This window comes from Actinomycetospora sp. NBC_00405, from assembly GCF_036044095.1.
In the GTDB taxonomy this organism is placed as follows: domain Bacteria; phylum Actinomycetota; class Actinomycetes; order Mycobacteriales; family Pseudonocardiaceae; genus Actinomycetospora; species Actinomycetospora callitridis.
Genome location: NZ_CP107938.1, coordinates 612885 through 626397, shown reverse-complemented (window position 1 = coordinate 626397; position 13513 = coordinate 612885). Strand labels below are relative to the sequence as shown.

Below are 13513 nucleotides of genomic sequence, written 5' to 3'. Positions count from 1 at the left end.
GTGACCCGCACCGTCCAGTCCCCCACCGACCACGTCGTCGTCGTGGGCGCAGGCCTCGCCGGCCTCGCGACCGCCCTGCACCTGCTCGGCGCGGGCCGTCGCGTCACGATCGTCGAGCGGGACGCCACCCCCGGCGGGCGCGCCGGCCGCCTCGACCTCCATGGGGGGCAGCACGCCGATAGGGGGTTCCGCCTCGACACCGGCCCGACCGTGATCACGATGCCGGAGCTGATCGAGGAGGCCCTGGCCGCCGTCGGCGAGAAGCTCGGCGACCGCCTCGAGCTCGTCGACCTCCACCCCGCGTACCACGCGCGGTTCGCCGACGGCAGCGCGATCGACGTGCACACCGACCCCGGCGCGATGGAGCAGGAGATCCGCGAGAAGGTCTCGGCGTCCGACGCCGAGGGCTACCGGCGGCTGCGGGCCTGGCTCACCGAGCTCTACCAGGTGCAGATGGCGACGTTCATCGACGCCAACTTCGACTCGCCGCTCGACGTCCTGGGCCCCGACCTCGCGCGGCTGGGTGCGCTCGGGGGCTTCGGGCGGCTCGGGTCGAGGATCGCGAGGTTCCTCGACGACGAGCGCCTGCGGCGCATCTTCTCCTTCCAGGCGCTGTACGCGGGTGTCCCGCCGGCCAGGGCCCTCGCCGCCTACGCCGTGATCGCCTACATGGACACCATCGCCGGCGTCTCGTTCCCGAAGGGCGGGGTCCGGGCCCTGCCCCAGGCCCTCGCCGACGCCGCCGCCGACGCGGGCGCCGAGTTCCGCTACGGCACGACCGTCACCGGGCTGGAGCGCTCCGGCGGGCGCGTGCGGGCGCTGCGCACCGTCCCGACGGACGAGCCGACCGCCGACGGCGACCGCCTCGCCGCCGACGCCGTCGTGCTGACCTGCGATCTCCCCGTCTCCTACGGCCTGCTCGGGCGCACCCCGCGGCGGGTGGTGCCGATGCGCTGGTCGCCCTCGGCGTTCGTGTTCCACGCCGGGGTGCCCGCCGGCACCGGCCTGGGCCACCACACCATCTCGTTCGGCGACGCCTGGGCGGGCACGTTCGACGAGATCATCACCGAGGGCCGGCTGATGTCCGACCCGTCGCTGCTGGTCACGCACCCGACGGCCACCGACCCGTCGCTGGCGCCCGCCGGGCACGAGCTCGTGTCCGTGCTCGCTCCCGCCCCGAACACCGACAAGGCCCCGCTCGACTGGGGGCGCATCGGCCCGCGCTACCGCGACGAGCTGCGCGGGGTGCTGGCCGGCCGCGGGATCGAGCTCGGTGAGCCGGTCACCGAGCACCTCATCACCCCCGACGACTGGGGCCGGCTCGGCCTCGCGGCGGGCACCCCGTTCTCGGCGGCGCACACGTTCACGCAGACCGGCCCGTTCCGTGCGGGCAACCTCGTGCGCGGCGAGGGCAACGTCGTCCTCGCCGGCTCGGGGACGACGCCCGGCGTCGGCGTCCCGACGGTGCTCGTCTCGGGCAAGCTCGCGGCGGCGCGGATCACCGGGTGAGCACCACCGAGCTGGACGCCGCCGGCATCACCGACCCGGCGCTGCGCGACGCCTACACGCAGTGCCGGGCGCTGAACGCCGTGCACGGCCGGACCTACTTCCTCGCCACGCGCCTGCTCGCCCCGGCCCAGCGCCCGGCGATCCACGCGCTCTACGGCTTCGCGCGGATGGCCGACGACGTCGTCGACGACCCGGACGCCGACGCCTCGCCGGCCGCCGTCGCCGCGCGGCTCGAGGAGGTCCGCGCCCGCATGCGCCGGGGCCTGGCCGGCACCGAGCCGCGGACGCTCGTGACCGAGGGCGAGCCGGTGGTCGCCGCCCTGGCCGACACGGTCGCCCGCTTCGGCATCGAGCACCGCCACCTCGAGGACTTCATGGACTCGATGGCCATGGACCTCACGGTCACCGACTATGCGACGTTCGACGACCTCGCCGGCTACGTGCACGGCTCGGCCGCGGTCATCGGGCTGCAGGTGCTGCCGGTGCTCGGGACGGTCGGCCCGCAGGCGGAGGCCGCGCCGTACGCCGCCGACCTCGGCGTCGCCTTCCAGGTGACCAACTTCCTGCGCGACGTCGGCGAGGACCTCGACCGCGGCCGCGTCTACCTGCCGACCGCGGAGCTCGCGGCGTTCGGCGTCGACCGCGACCTCCTGGCGTGGTGCCGCACCACCGGCTGCACCGACCCGCGGGTCCGGCGGGCCCTGGCCCACCTCGTCGCCCGGACCCGCGCGGTCTACCGGCGCGCCGAGCGCGGTATCGCCCTGCTCCACCCGGTGTCGCGGCCCTGCGTGCGGACCGCGCACGTGCTCTACGGCGGCATCCTCGACGAGATCGTCGACGCCGACTACGACGTGCTGCGCCGGCGCGTGGCCGTCGGGAACGGGCGGCGCGCGGCGGTCGCCCTGCCGCGCCTGGCCCACGCCGTCGGGTCGCGGTGGGGCACGCGGTGGCGACGGCGGCTCGCGGCGTGACCCTCGTGCTCGCCGTCGACGCCGCCTGCGCGCGGTGCCGGGCGGTGGGCACCACCGTGGCGGACACCGTCGGGCCGGACCTCGAGGTGCTGCCGCTGGCCGACTACCGGGTGACGGCGTGGTGCGCCGAGTGCGGCGTCGCGGGGGACGCGCCGACGCTGCTGGAGATCACGCCCACCACGGGCGACGACCGCGTGCGGGCGTGGACCGGTCCGGCGCTGGCGCCCGCCCTGGTGCGTCGCCTCGGCGTGCGGCGTGCCGCCCGGCTGACGGCGGCGCTGCGCCGGCACGGCCTGCTCGGGGAGGCGTTGAGCGGGCTGCGCCCGTTCAGAACGCCATCGCCTGGGCGCGACGCTTGACCTCGCGCCCCCGGTCGGAGCGCAGGGCGTCGATGGGGGTGCCCGGCAGGGAGTCGTCGTCGGCGAAGAGCCAGCGCAGGATCTCCCCGTCGGCGTACCCCCCGTCGCGGAGGACCTGGATGGTGCCGGGCAGGCCCTTGACCACCCCGTCGGTGGTGAGGAACGCGGCGGGCACCGACCAGCGGTCGTCCTCGCGAACACCCAGCAACTGCCCCTGCTTGATCATCTGACTGACGCGCGTGCGGGGCACGCCGAGACGCTCGGCGACCTGGGCGAGCGAGACGACCTCGATGTCGTGGCCCACGAGGGCGGCGAGGGACTCGGTCACACGCGTCACTGTGCCAGAGGTGAGGCCCCTCCGGCCTCCTGTGCGCGCGTGTGTCCCGGGCTGTCCAGACCGTCGCGGACCAGGGCCTCCGGGTGGGCGAGCGCCGGGAGGTGGCCGCCGGGCACGAGCACCGGTTCGACGCCGGCGCGCGCACGGGCGAGACCGATCTGGAAGTCCGGCGGGAAGAAGCGGTCGTCGCGTCCCACGACGACGGTGACCGGCACGTCGGGCCACGCCGGGAGCGACCAGCCGTCGGTGAACGGGCCATCGGACTGCTCGCGCTGGTGCTCGGCGCCGGCCGCGACCACGTCGGCGGGGACGTCGTGCAGGAACTCCCACCCGGGGTCGAACCCGGCGTCCTCGCGGCCCGCGGCGCGGACCGCGGCCTCCTTCGCCGCCGCGTGCCCCGACCCCGTCCACCACTGCGCGGGCGTCTCCCCCACCGCGGGGATCATGGCGTTGACCAGCACCAACCGCTGCACGGGGATGCGCCGGCAGATCTCCACCGCGGTGGGCCCGCCCAGCGACTGGCCGACCACGACGGGGTCGGGGCGGTCACCGAGGGCCTCGAGCGCGACCTCGACGTAGCGCGGCACGCCGGCGTCCGGGTCGTCGGCGGGGAGATCCACGGCGATCGCCTCGTCACCCCGCGCCCGCAGGAGCTCCACCACGCGGTGCCAGTACCAGGCCGCGCCGCCCGCGCCCGGCACGAGGAGCCACGTCGTCATGGCCGGGAAGCCTAGGCGCGCGCCTCCAACGCAGGTGAGCGAAGCGCACCCGGTCGAGCGGCCGCGCGTCGGGCACGAGAATCCCCGCAGGTCACCGACCTCCTCGTAGCATCGGGCCATGACGTCCGTCCCGACCGCCGACCCCGCGGGGACGGTGCTGGAGGGGCGCTACCGCGTCGACGGCCTCCTCGCGCGCGGCGGGATGTCGGTGGTGCACCGCGGGAGCGACCTGCGCCTGGACCGTCCGGTGGCCATCAAGATCCTCGATCGCGACCTCGCCGCCGACCCCGCCTTCGTCCGGCGCTTCGAGCGGGAGGCCCGAGCCGCGGCCCGTCTCGCGCACCCCGGCGTGGTCGCCGTGCACGACCAGGGACGCGACGCCGACGGCACCGTCTTCCTCGTCCTCGAGCTGGTCGAGGGCGGGACGCTGCGCGACGTCCTGCGCGACCAGGTCCGCCTCCACCCGGCGGCCGCCCTGACGGTCATCGAGCAGGTCATCACCGCCCTGCAGGTCGCCCACGACCGCGGCCTCGTCCACCGCGACGTGAAGCCCGAGAACGTGCTGGTGGGCACCGACGGGTCGGTGAAGGTCGCCGACTTCGGGCTGGTCGCCGCGGCCTGGGAGACCGACGCCGCCGACCCCAACGACCCCGAGGGCTCCGGCGAGATGGTTCTCGGGACCGTGGCGTACCTGGCCCCCGAGCAGGTCACCGACGGCCGCGCCGACGCCCGCAGCGACCTCTACGCGGCCGGGATCGTGCTGTTCGAGCTGCTCACGGGCGTGCCGCCCCACGGCGGCGACGACGCCGTGGCCGTCGCCCGCCGGCACGTGCACCACGACGTCCCGCCGCCCTCGTCCGTCGTCGGCGGCATCCCCCGCGCCCTGGACCGCCTCGTGCTCGCGGCGACCGACCGCGACCCCGACGCCCGCCTCGCCGACGCCGGCGCCTTCCTGGCCGCCGTCCGCGGGGTGCGGATGGACACCGACCTGCCCTACCACCCGGTGCCGCCGCCCCCGCGCCGCACGGGCACCGCCGGGTCCCGGCCGTTGCGGGGCACGCGGCTGCTCGACCTCGACGGCGCGCCCCGCGGGGCACCCCGGACCGGACGCCGGTCGTGGGACTCGGAGCCCGAGGACACCGACGACGAGGACGTCGACCTCGGGGACGACCTCGACGACGAGCCGGACGACGATCGCGGAACCGACTCCGGCACTGATCCGGCCCAGAGGGTGCGCCGTCGGCCCGACGGCGCGGTGGACGACGTCGACGTGGCCATCGAGCGGATCGAGCGCCGGCGGGCGCGGACCCGCTCCCGCCGGCTGCTCGGCGCCTGGCTGCTGCTCGTCTCGATCGCGACCGTCGCCGCCGGGGCGGCCGGCTGGGGCCTCGGGCTCCCGGGCTAGCTGGTTCTCGCTAGTTGCGCAGCATCTCCGCGACCAGGAACGCGAGCTCCAGCGACTGCTGGGTGTTCAGGCGCGGGTCGCAGGCCGTCTCGTAGCGCCCGGCGAGGTCGGTGTCGGAGATGTCCTGGGCCCCGCCGAGGCACTCGGTGACGTCCTCGCCGGTGAGCTCGACGTGGATGCCGCCGGGGTGGGTGCCGAGGCCCTGGTGCACCTCGAAGAAGCCCTGGACCTCGTCGACGACCTGGTCGAAGTGCCGCGTCTTGTAGCCGGTGGTCGCCTCGACGGTGTTGCCGTGCATCGGGTCGCACTGCCAGATGACCTGGTGCCCCGATCCCGTGACCTTCTCGACGATCGACGGCAGCACGTCGCGGACCTTGCCCGCACCCATGCGCGAGATCAGGGTCAGCCGGCCGGGCTGGTGGTAAGGGTCGAGGCGCTCGACGTACTCCACCGCCTGCTCCGGCGTGGTGCCCGGGCCGATCTTGATGCCGATGGGGTTGGCCAGCAGCTCCGCGAACGCGATGTGCGCGCCGTCGAGGGCCCGGGTGCGCTCGCCGATCCACAGGAAATGGGCGCCGAGGGAGAACAGGCGGGCGTCCTCACGGCTGGTGGCCTCGACCCGCGAGTCCAGCCGGAGCAGCGCGCGCTCGTAGTCGAGCACGAGGGCCTCGTGGCTGGCGAAGATCTCGGTGCCGCGCAGGGAGTGGTCGTTCACCCCGGCCGCCGACATGAACCGCAGCGCCCGGTCGATCTCGGCGGCCACGGCCTCGTACCGCTCGCCCGCGGCCGACGTGCGCACGAACTCCCGGTTCCACTCGTGCACCTCGTGCAGGTCGGCCATGCCGCCGGAGGTCAGGGCGCGGACCAGGTTCATCGCGGCGCCGGCGTTGGCGTACGCGCGGATCATGCGGCCCGGGTCGGGGATGCGGCGCTCGGCGTGCGCTGCCAGCGAGTTGACCATGTCGCCCCGGTAGGACGGCAGGCCCAGCGCGTCGGTGTTCGACGAGCGCGGCTTCGCGTACTGCCCGGCGATCCGCCCGATCTTGACCACCGGCAGCGACGCGCCGTAGGTCAGTACGACCGCCATCTGCAGCAGGGTGCGGATGTTGCCGCGCAGGTGCGGCTCGGTGTTGTCGGCGAAGGTCTCCGCGCAGTCGCCGCCCTGGAGCAGGAACGCCTCACCCCGCGCGACCGAGGCCAGCTGGGACTGCAGCCGGTCGATCTCGGCGGGCACGGTGATCGGCGGCACGTGCTCGAGGACGGTGCGGACCTCGGCGACCGCGTCCGGGTCGGGCCAGTCGGGCTGCTGCGCCGCCGGGCACGCGAGCGCGGCGTCGAGACGTTCCCGCAGGGCGGGAGGCAGGGGCGGCAGGCCCGGCAGAGCGTCCACGGGCAGGTCGACGGACCAGTTCACACCCGCCAGCGTAGAGGGCGGTGACGCGGTGGCTACGTGTTCCCCACGACCCGACCGTCCCCGGCGCGGTGATCACGGAAGGTGATCACGCCCCGTCCGGCGGGCCGCCCGCGTGCAGCGCGCGCCAGTGCGCGTCGATGACCTGCCAACGGGCCAGGTTGTGGCGGGCGTCCGCGAGCGCGTCGTGGGCGTCCGCGGGCGCCGACGGCAGCTCGGGGCGCCCGACGTCGTCCCAGCGCTGGCGCAGGTCGCGGGTGAAGCGGGGCAGCGCCCGCGGCAGGTCGGGCATCGCGCCCCAGAGCTGCGCGATCGCGACGTGGTCGTACGCGGCGTACCAGGCCCAGAGCTCCACGGGGCCCTCGCCGGCGGTCACGAACTCGTAGAACGCCTCGCGGATGCTCAGGCGGCTGCGCCACGCCGGGTCCGACATCGGGGGCAGCTTGTCGAGGACGTTGTGCCGGACCCAGGGGCCCGCCCGCATGGGGTCGAACTGCTTGGAGATCGCGTAGAACTCGCGGCCCTGCTCGTCGACGACGCCCACCGAGACCAGCTCGATGGTGGTCCCGTCCTCGATGAACTCGCAGTCGTAGAAGTACCGGGCCACGAGGGTGATTCTGGACGGTGGGATCCGGCCGCGATCAGGCGGCCTCGGCGTCGGCGCCCTTGTCCTTGAGCGTGCTGGCGTAGACGTCGACGTACTCCTGGCCCGACAGCCGCTGCACCGCATCCATGATCTCGTCGGTCATCGCCCGCTCGACCTGGCGGTCGTCGGTGATGCCGGCGTAGCGCGAGAAGTCCAGGGGCTCGCCGATGCGGATGCCGATGCGGACCGGGCGCCAGAAGCGGGACCCGACGGGGTTCGCCTGGTCCGTCCCGATCATCGCGACGGGGACGACGGGCACGCCGGCCTCGAGCGCCATGCGCGCCACCCCGGTGCGGCCCTTGAACAGCCGGCCGTCGGGTGAGCGCGTGCCCTCGGGGTAGATGCCGAACAGCCGACCCTCGCGCAGCACCCCGATGCCGGTGTCGAGCGCCGCGCGCGCCGCGCGCCCGTTGCCGCGCTCGATGGGGACCTGGCCCATGCCGGTGAAGAACCAGCGCTTGAGGGTGCCGAGCACACCGGGCTGCGTGAAGTACTCCGCCTTGGCGGGGAAGGCCATCCGGCGCGGCACCATCAGGGGCAGCACGAAGGAGTCGAGCACCGCGAGGTGGTTGGACGCCACCAGCGCGCCGCCCCGCCGCGGCAGGTTCTCCGCCCCCACCACACGCGGACGGAACGCCACGCGCATGAGCGGGCCGAGCAGCACCCACTTCATGATCCAGTACAGCACTCGCGCTCCCGTCCGCCCCGCCCTCGTCGCCGGGGGCGAGCGTAGGGCCCACCCGCGGCCCGACACAGCCTCGGCGCCACCCGTCACACGACCCGATCGGCCCTCTCGGACGCTCGCGATCATGCGAACGGCCGCCCGCGACCCCGTCGTGTGGACCGCCCGGCGCGACACGGGCACCACCGCGTGACCCGGGCGTGTGGGACATGCCACGATAGGGTTCCCGATCCGCTCCCACCGCCTCGTGCGGTCCCTGTGCCGCGCCGCCCACGCCGTTCGTCGGAGGATCCACCGTGCCCGTCCTGCCCGGAGCCGAGCCCTTCGTCTCCGATCCCGGCGACGGCTCGCGCGAGATCGGCGTGGTGCTCAGCCACGGGCTCACGGGCACGCCGCAGAGCATGCGGGCGTGGGGCGAGTTCCTGGCCTCCGACGGCATCGGCGTGCGCGGGCCCCGCCTGCCGGGCCACGGCACGCGCTGGCAGGACCTCACCCGCACCCGCTGGACCGACTGGTACGGCGAGGTCGAGCGCGCCGTCGACGACCTCCGGCGCGAGTACCGGTCGGTGTTCGTGTTCGGGCAGTCGATGGGCGGCACGCTCACGCTGCGCCTCGCGCAGGAGCGCGGGGACGACCTCGCGGGCATCGCGCTGGTCAACCCGTCGGTCACGACGCTGCGCAAGGACGCGACGATCGCGCCCTACATCCAGTGGATCGTGCCCTTCGTGCCGGGCGTCGCGAACGACATCAAGAAGCCCGGCGTCACCGAGCTGGCCTACGACCGCCTGCCGACCCGCGCCGCGGTGTCGCTGACGACGCTCTGGCGCCTCGTGCGCGCCGATCTCGAACGGGTGCGCCTGCCCGTATTGCTGTTCCACTCCCCCACCGACCACGTGGTGGAGCCGGTCAACAGCACCCTCGTCCTCCAGGGCATCTCCTCGCACGACGTCACCGACGTCGTGCTCGACGACAGCCACCACGTGGCCACCCTCGACAACGACGCCCCGAGGATCTTCTCCGACAGCCTGGCCTTCGTCCGTCGCGTGCACGACGACCGCATCGGCCGATCGCACGCCACGGACACCGCCGTCGCCACCCCAGGGACCCCCGCATGACCGCGCCCGAGCCGGACGACACCCGCCCCGACCCCGCGGACAGCGGCGTCGGTGATCCCCACCGTCCCGGTGTGCCGGACGACATCGACGCGGCCTTCGCCTCGATCGTCGCCGACTGGGCGGCTTCCGGGGCCCCGCGATGGCCGGACGAGATGCCCGACCCGGACGACGCGTCGGGCCGGGAGCACCCGTCCACCGGTCTCGGCACCGCGACGCCTCCCGGCGGCCAGCGCCGGCCGCGCGACACGTTCGACGCCGACGTCCCCCGCCCTGCCGCGCGTCCGGGTGCCACCCCGCCCGCCCAGGACCCGCCCGCGCGCGACGTGCCCCGCCCCTCGCCGAAGCCGGCCCACGACGAGCACTTCGTGCCCCCGGAGCCCCCGCCGTTGCCGCGCCTCGGCGTGAGCAGCCTGCTCGGGCTCGGCCTGCTGATCGTGGGGGTCGTGCTGCTCGCCGTCCCGGGCCTGCTCGGCGGACCCGTCGGGCTCGGCATCGTGCCCGGCCTGCTGGCGATGACCGCCGGCCTCGGGTGGCTCGTGTTCGGTCTGCGCCGCGGGCGCGACACGGGTGACGGCTCCGGCGACGGCTCCGACGACGGCGCGATCCTCTAGACGCCGGACCGCTCGCGGGCGTCGAGGGCGGCGCCCACCATCCCGGCGCGACCACCCAGCGTCGCCGGCCGGATCTCGGCCAGCCGGCGGTGCGCGCCCCCGGTGACCTCCTCGGCGTAGCGTCGGCGCGCCCGGTCCAGGAACAGGGCCGACGACGCGGACACCTCGCCGCCCACCACGACGACGTCGGGGTCGAAGACGTCGGCGACCAGGGACAGCGCCTGCCCGAGCCAGTCGGCGAACTCGTCGACGACCCGCCCGGCCAGCACGTCGCCCGCCTCGACGGCCCGGGCCACGTCCCAGCCGGTGATCGGCTGCGCCCGCTCCCACGTCGCCCGTAGCACCGAGAACTCCTCGGTGTCGGCGACCAGCTCCTCCGCCGAACGCCCCAGCGCGGTCCCGCTGCAGTAGCGCTCGAGGCAGCCGCGCTTGCCGCACGGGCAGGGCCGGCCACCCCGGACGACCGTGAGGTGCCCGAGCTCCGGGGCGACGCCGTGGGCCCCGCGGAACACGGCCCCGTCGACCAGCAGCGCCGCGCCGATCCCGGTGCCGAGGGCGACGAGGACGGCCACCGAGGCGCCCACGGCGGCCCCGACCCGGTGCTCGGCCAGCCCCGCCGCGTTCGCGTCGTGCTCGATCACCACGGGCAGGTCGAGGCGGGCGGCCAGCCGATCGGCCACGGGGTCGTCGCGCCACGGCAGGTGGGCGCCGAACGCGACGGTGCGCCGGTCCGGGTCGACGAACCCGGCGATCGCCAGCCCGACCGCGCCGATGCGGTGCTGCTCGGCGAGATCGCGCACGAGGTCGACGATCGCGTCGTCGAGGCCGGCGGCGTCGCGGGCGGTGGGCGTGGCCGCCGTGGCGACGACGGTGCCGTCGGCGTCGATCACGCCGGCGCGCACCGAGGTGCCGCCGATGTCGACCCCGACGGTCAGCACGGGGTGTCGCCGGCGGACTCCCCGTTCCCCTCTGTCCGATCTGTCCGGTCTGTCTGGCCGGGCCGCGCGGGGCGCCGGATGGCGATGCGCTGCACCGCCGGCCGCGGCGTGGCGGCGGGCGGGCCGGCAGCGGTGGGGGCGGCAGCGGTGGGGGCGGCAGCGGTGGGGGTGGCAGCGGTGGGGGTGGCAGCGGGCGGAGCGGTCGGGCGGGCGGGCCGCGCTGGGGGCGGGGCCGGCGCCTCGGGGGCGGTCCGCTCGGCTCCGGCGGCGGCGGGCGGTGGTCCGGAGGCGACACCGGGGCGCCGGGGCGCGGGGCGGGGTCCGCCACCCGGGGGACGCGGCCCGGGCCGGGGTGCGGCGCCGCGGCCTGCGGACGTAGCGGTCGGCCCGGTGGCGGTCGGACCGGTGGCGGGCGTGTCGGTGGCGGGCCTGTCGGTGGTCGAGGGCTCCCGGAACGCGGCCGAGCGCGGCGAGGACCGGCGGATGGGCACCCGCCGGCCGTGGGCGCGCGAGCCCGCGGGGGTCGGGGCGGGTCGCGGGCTCTCGGGCGCGGTGGTGCCGGATTCCGGGGTCGGGGGGCCAGCAGTGTGGGGTCCAGGAGCGGGTCCGGGCTCCTCCGCCCGGGCCGCGTCCTCGGGAGCGGGTTCGGGCACGCCCATGCCCCAGCCGTCCCACGGACCCCACTCGGCGGGCCAGCCGGGCGGCGGGGGTGGCGTGGTGGGTGCCGCCGGCCCCGCCGCGGTGTGGTGCCCGTGGTGGTGACCGTGCGACGGGTCCTGGTGCGCCTGCACCATCAGCCGCAGCAGGGCCATCAGCGCCGTGGCGTGCTCGGTGAGGCGGGCGGTCAGCTCCGGCTGCTCGCCCCGGAACGCGGCGACGAGCGCGCAGATCGGGCACCAGGTGCACGGGCCGGGGCTCTGGGACGGGCGCGCCGACGCCGCCCCGGGGTCGGGCATCCCGGCGTCCAGCCCGTCGACCCGCGTCCCGAGCCAGTCGAGCAGCGCGGACGCCGTGGCCCGCGCCTCGTCCGTGAGGTGCTCCCGGTCGGCGCGCCCGAACCCGCCCTGCGGCCCGGTCACGTCATCCACACGGAGCGATCGGGGCGGAAGACCACCGAGAGCAGGTCGTCGGAGAGGTCGGCGCCGGTGACCTCGCAGCGCCGGAGCACGGGCGGCAGGGCCACGGCCCGGCGGCGGCCGTCGACGGTCACTGCCAGCTCGTCGCCGATGCGGGCAAGATCCACCTCGGCCTCCCCGATCCCCAAGACGTGCAGGTCGAGCACGAACTCGCTCTCGGGGTGCGTGCCGGTGCCCGCGGTCCGCCGCACCGCGACGAGCGCGCGCCCGACGGGCCCGTCGAGCGGGTCGTCGTCGCCGTAGAGGGTGTCGGCGAGCACCGCGAGGGCGTCGACACCGACGGGCTCGCCGGCGTGGTGGGGCACCCGTCGCACGGGCACGTCCCCCCCGGCGCCGACGAGGTCGGCGAGCACCGCCTCCTGCTCCGCGCGCCGTGCCCGCACCCACGTCGCGGCCTCGCCGCGTCCCTTGCCGGCGTCGGGCACCAGGCGGTTGGCGACCATCCCGTCGACGTGCAGCCCGTGCAGGGCGAGGGCCGTGAGGGTGCGCCGGGTCTCGGCCGCGACCACGCGCTCGGGGGTCAGCACGAGGCGGATGGTCGTCGTGCGGTGGTCGGCGAGCAGGGCCCGCAGGCCCGTGAGCTGCTCCGCGAGGCGGGAGAGCGACGCCGCGGCGGCGTCCCACCGGGCCACGGTCGCGCTGCTGCCGGCGATGCCGGCGAGCACGCCGCGCACCGCGCGACGATGGGTCGGGAACAGGCGCTCCAGGTAGGAGCCCAGCGCCTCGGGCAGCGCGAGCAGCCGCAGCGTCTCCGCCGTGGGACCGCAGTCGACGACCACGACCTCCCACGGCCCGTCGACCGTCGCCCGGCGGACGTCCTCGAGCGCGAGGAGCTCCTCGACGCCGGGCAGGACGGTCAGCTCGTCGGCGACCATCTCGTCGACCCCGGCGCCGGCGAGCAGGGTGCGGAGCTGGGTGCGCAGCGGCTCCCACGCCTCGTCGACGAGCGCGCGGGTGTCGATGTGCGCCGCGAACAGGCCCGGGAAGGTGTCGGGGGCGATCTCGGCGGGGGTGCCGTCGAGGGGCACGGCGAAGGCGTCCCCCAGGGAGTGGGCGGGGTCCGCCGAGAGGGCGAGCACCTTGCGCCCGGCCCGCGCGAGCGCCACCGCCGTCGCCGCGGCCGTGGTGGTCTTCCCGACCCCACCCTTGCCGGTGAACAGCAGGACCCGCACTAGCCCTCCACGCGGCGCTTCAGCCCGGTCAGCGCTTGATCCATGATCCGCTTCTCCGCACGGCGCTTGAGCATGCCCGGCAGCGGCACGCTGAGGTCCACCGACAGCGTGTACGTGACCTCCGTGGTCCCCCCGTCCTCGGCCAGGCGGTAGCGGCCCCGCTGGGAGCGCTGCATCTGGCCGGAGACCAGGTCCCAGGTGACGCCGTCGTCCACCCAGTCGTAGGCCAGCACGTAGGTGTCCTTGATCGGCCCGGCGTCGAGCGAGAAGCGGACCTGCTCGGGCCGTCCCTCGTCGTCGTGGGTGAGCACCGTGGCCGCGGTGATCGAGTCCGCCCACTCGGGATAGGCGTCGAAATCGGCGATGACCCCGAGGACGTCGGGGGCCGGCGCCGCGATCGTGATGGATTGCGTCGACTCGTCGGCCATGGCGCGAGAGGCTACCGCCGCGCCCCCGGCGGGCGGCACGCGCCGTGCGGCCGGGGACATGACCCGTGACCCCG

15 protein-coding genes are annotated in these 13513 nt (G+C 75.8%); 6 read left to right on the top strand and 9 right to left on the bottom strand.

Going from position 1 to position 13513, the window contains the following annotated elements:
• Genes crtI through OG774_RS03105 form a run of 3 tightly spaced genes read left to right on the top strand, consistent with a single transcriptional unit; the run spans nucleotide 1 to nucleotide 2839 of the window.
• The gene (crtI, locus tag OG774_RS03115) at nucleotides 1–1509 is read left to right on the top strand and encodes a phytoene desaturase family protein (protein ID WP_328306578.1); all 1509 of its coding nucleotides are present in this window, start codon (nucleotides 1–3) and stop codon (nucleotides 1507–1509) included.
• The gene (locus OG774_RS03110) at nucleotides 1506–2480 is read left to right on the top strand and encodes a phytoene/squalene synthase family protein (protein WP_328306576.1); all 975 of its coding nucleotides are present in this window, start codon (nucleotides 1506–1508) and stop codon (nucleotides 2478–2480) included. Before crtI ends, OG774_RS03110 begins: the two co-directional genes overlap by 4 nt.
• Nucleotides 2456–2839: a hypothetical protein gene (locus OG774_RS03105; protein WP_328306574.1), complete on the top strand. Its 384-nt coding sequence runs from the start codon at nucleotides 2456–2458 to the stop codon at nucleotides 2837–2839. Before OG774_RS03110 ends, OG774_RS03105 begins: the two co-directional genes overlap by 25 nt.
• Here OG774_RS03105 and OG774_RS03100 read toward each other — a convergent pair.
• A complete protein-coding gene (locus tag OG774_RS03100; RefSeq protein ID WP_274190191.1) occupies nucleotides 2808–3167 on the bottom strand; it encodes an Rv2175c family DNA-binding protein in 360 nt (119 codons plus the stop codon). The genes OG774_RS03105 and OG774_RS03100 overlap by 32 nt on opposite strands.
• A gap of 5 nt (nucleotides 3168–3172) precedes the next feature.
• Entirely contained in the window at nucleotides 3173–3895 is a 723-nt protein-coding gene (locus OG774_RS03095) for an alpha/beta fold hydrolase (RefSeq protein ID WP_328306571.1), read from the bottom strand.
• Nucleotides 3896–4013: 118 nt separating this feature from the next.
• Here OG774_RS03095 and OG774_RS03090 point away from each other — a divergent pair, with 118 nt between their 5' ends.
• Nucleotides 4014–5300 (top strand): protein kinase domain-containing protein, encoded by a 1287-nt coding sequence (locus OG774_RS03090; RefSeq protein WP_328306569.1) that lies wholly within the window; start codon nucleotides 4014–4016, stop codon nucleotides 5298–5300.
• A gap of 10 nt (nucleotides 5301–5310) precedes the next feature.
• On the opposite strand, the gene OG774_RS03085 is transcribed toward OG774_RS03090, so the two are convergent.
• The 3 genes from OG774_RS03085 to OG774_RS03075 form a co-directional block, all read right to left on the bottom strand.
• Nucleotides 5311–6714, bottom strand: a complete 1404-nt coding sequence (locus OG774_RS03085) for a class II 3-deoxy-7-phosphoheptulonate synthase (protein ID WP_328306567.1) — start codon at nucleotides 6712–6714, stop codon at nucleotides 5311–5313.
• 85 nt (nucleotides 6715–6799) lie between these two features.
• Nucleotides 6800–7318, bottom strand: a complete 519-nt coding sequence (locus tag OG774_RS03080) for a polyadenylate-specific 3'-exoribonuclease AS (RefSeq protein WP_328306565.1) — start codon at nucleotides 7316–7318, stop codon at nucleotides 6800–6802.
• Nucleotides 7319–7352: 34 nt separating this feature from the next.
• Nucleotides 7353–8045: a lysophospholipid acyltransferase family protein gene (locus tag OG774_RS03075; RefSeq protein ID WP_328306563.1), complete on the bottom strand. Its 693-nt coding sequence runs from the start codon at nucleotides 8043–8045 to the stop codon at nucleotides 7353–7355.
• Between the two features lie 290 nt (nucleotides 8046–8335).
• Between OG774_RS03075 and OG774_RS03070 the strand changes: the two genes are divergently transcribed.
• Both OG774_RS03070 and OG774_RS03065 read left to right on the top strand, forming a co-directional pair.
• On the top strand, nucleotides 8336–9154 hold the full coding sequence (locus tag OG774_RS03070) for an alpha/beta hydrolase (protein ID WP_328306561.1): 819 nt from the start codon (nucleotides 8336–8338) through the stop codon (nucleotides 9152–9154).
• On the top strand, nucleotides 9151–9765 hold the full coding sequence (locus OG774_RS03065) for a hypothetical protein (RefSeq protein WP_328306559.1): 615 nt from the start codon (nucleotides 9151–9153) through the stop codon (nucleotides 9763–9765). Before OG774_RS03070 ends, OG774_RS03065 begins: the two co-directional genes overlap by 4 nt.
• Here the strand turns inward: OG774_RS03065 and OG774_RS03060 are convergent.
• Genes OG774_RS03060 through OG774_RS03045 form a run of 4 tightly spaced genes read right to left on the bottom strand, consistent with a single transcriptional unit; the run spans nucleotide 9762 to nucleotide 13439 of the window.
• The gene (locus tag OG774_RS03060) at nucleotides 9762–10703 is read right to left on the bottom strand and encodes an ROK family protein (protein ID WP_328306557.1); all 942 of its coding nucleotides are present in this window, start codon (nucleotides 10701–10703) and stop codon (nucleotides 9762–9764) included. The two genes, OG774_RS03065 and OG774_RS03060, sit on opposite strands and share 4 nt — an antisense overlap.
• Nucleotides 10697–11782 (bottom strand): hypothetical protein, encoded by a 1086-nt coding sequence (locus tag OG774_RS03055; RefSeq protein WP_328306555.1) that lies wholly within the window; start codon nucleotides 11780–11782, stop codon nucleotides 10697–10699. The genes OG774_RS03060 and OG774_RS03055 overlap by 7 nt, the downstream gene beginning before the upstream one ends.
• Nucleotides 11779–13011, bottom strand: a complete 1233-nt coding sequence (locus tag OG774_RS03050; RefSeq protein WP_328306553.1) for an ArsA family ATPase — start codon at nucleotides 13009–13011, stop codon at nucleotides 11779–11781. Before OG774_RS03050 ends, OG774_RS03055 begins: the two co-directional genes overlap by 4 nt.
• On the bottom strand, nucleotides 13011–13439 hold the full coding sequence (locus OG774_RS03045) for an SRPBCC family protein (protein WP_274190203.1): 429 nt from the start codon (nucleotides 13437–13439) through the stop codon (nucleotides 13011–13013). Before OG774_RS03045 ends, OG774_RS03050 begins: the two co-directional genes overlap by 1 nt.
• Nucleotides 13440–13513 lie beyond the last annotated feature (74 nt).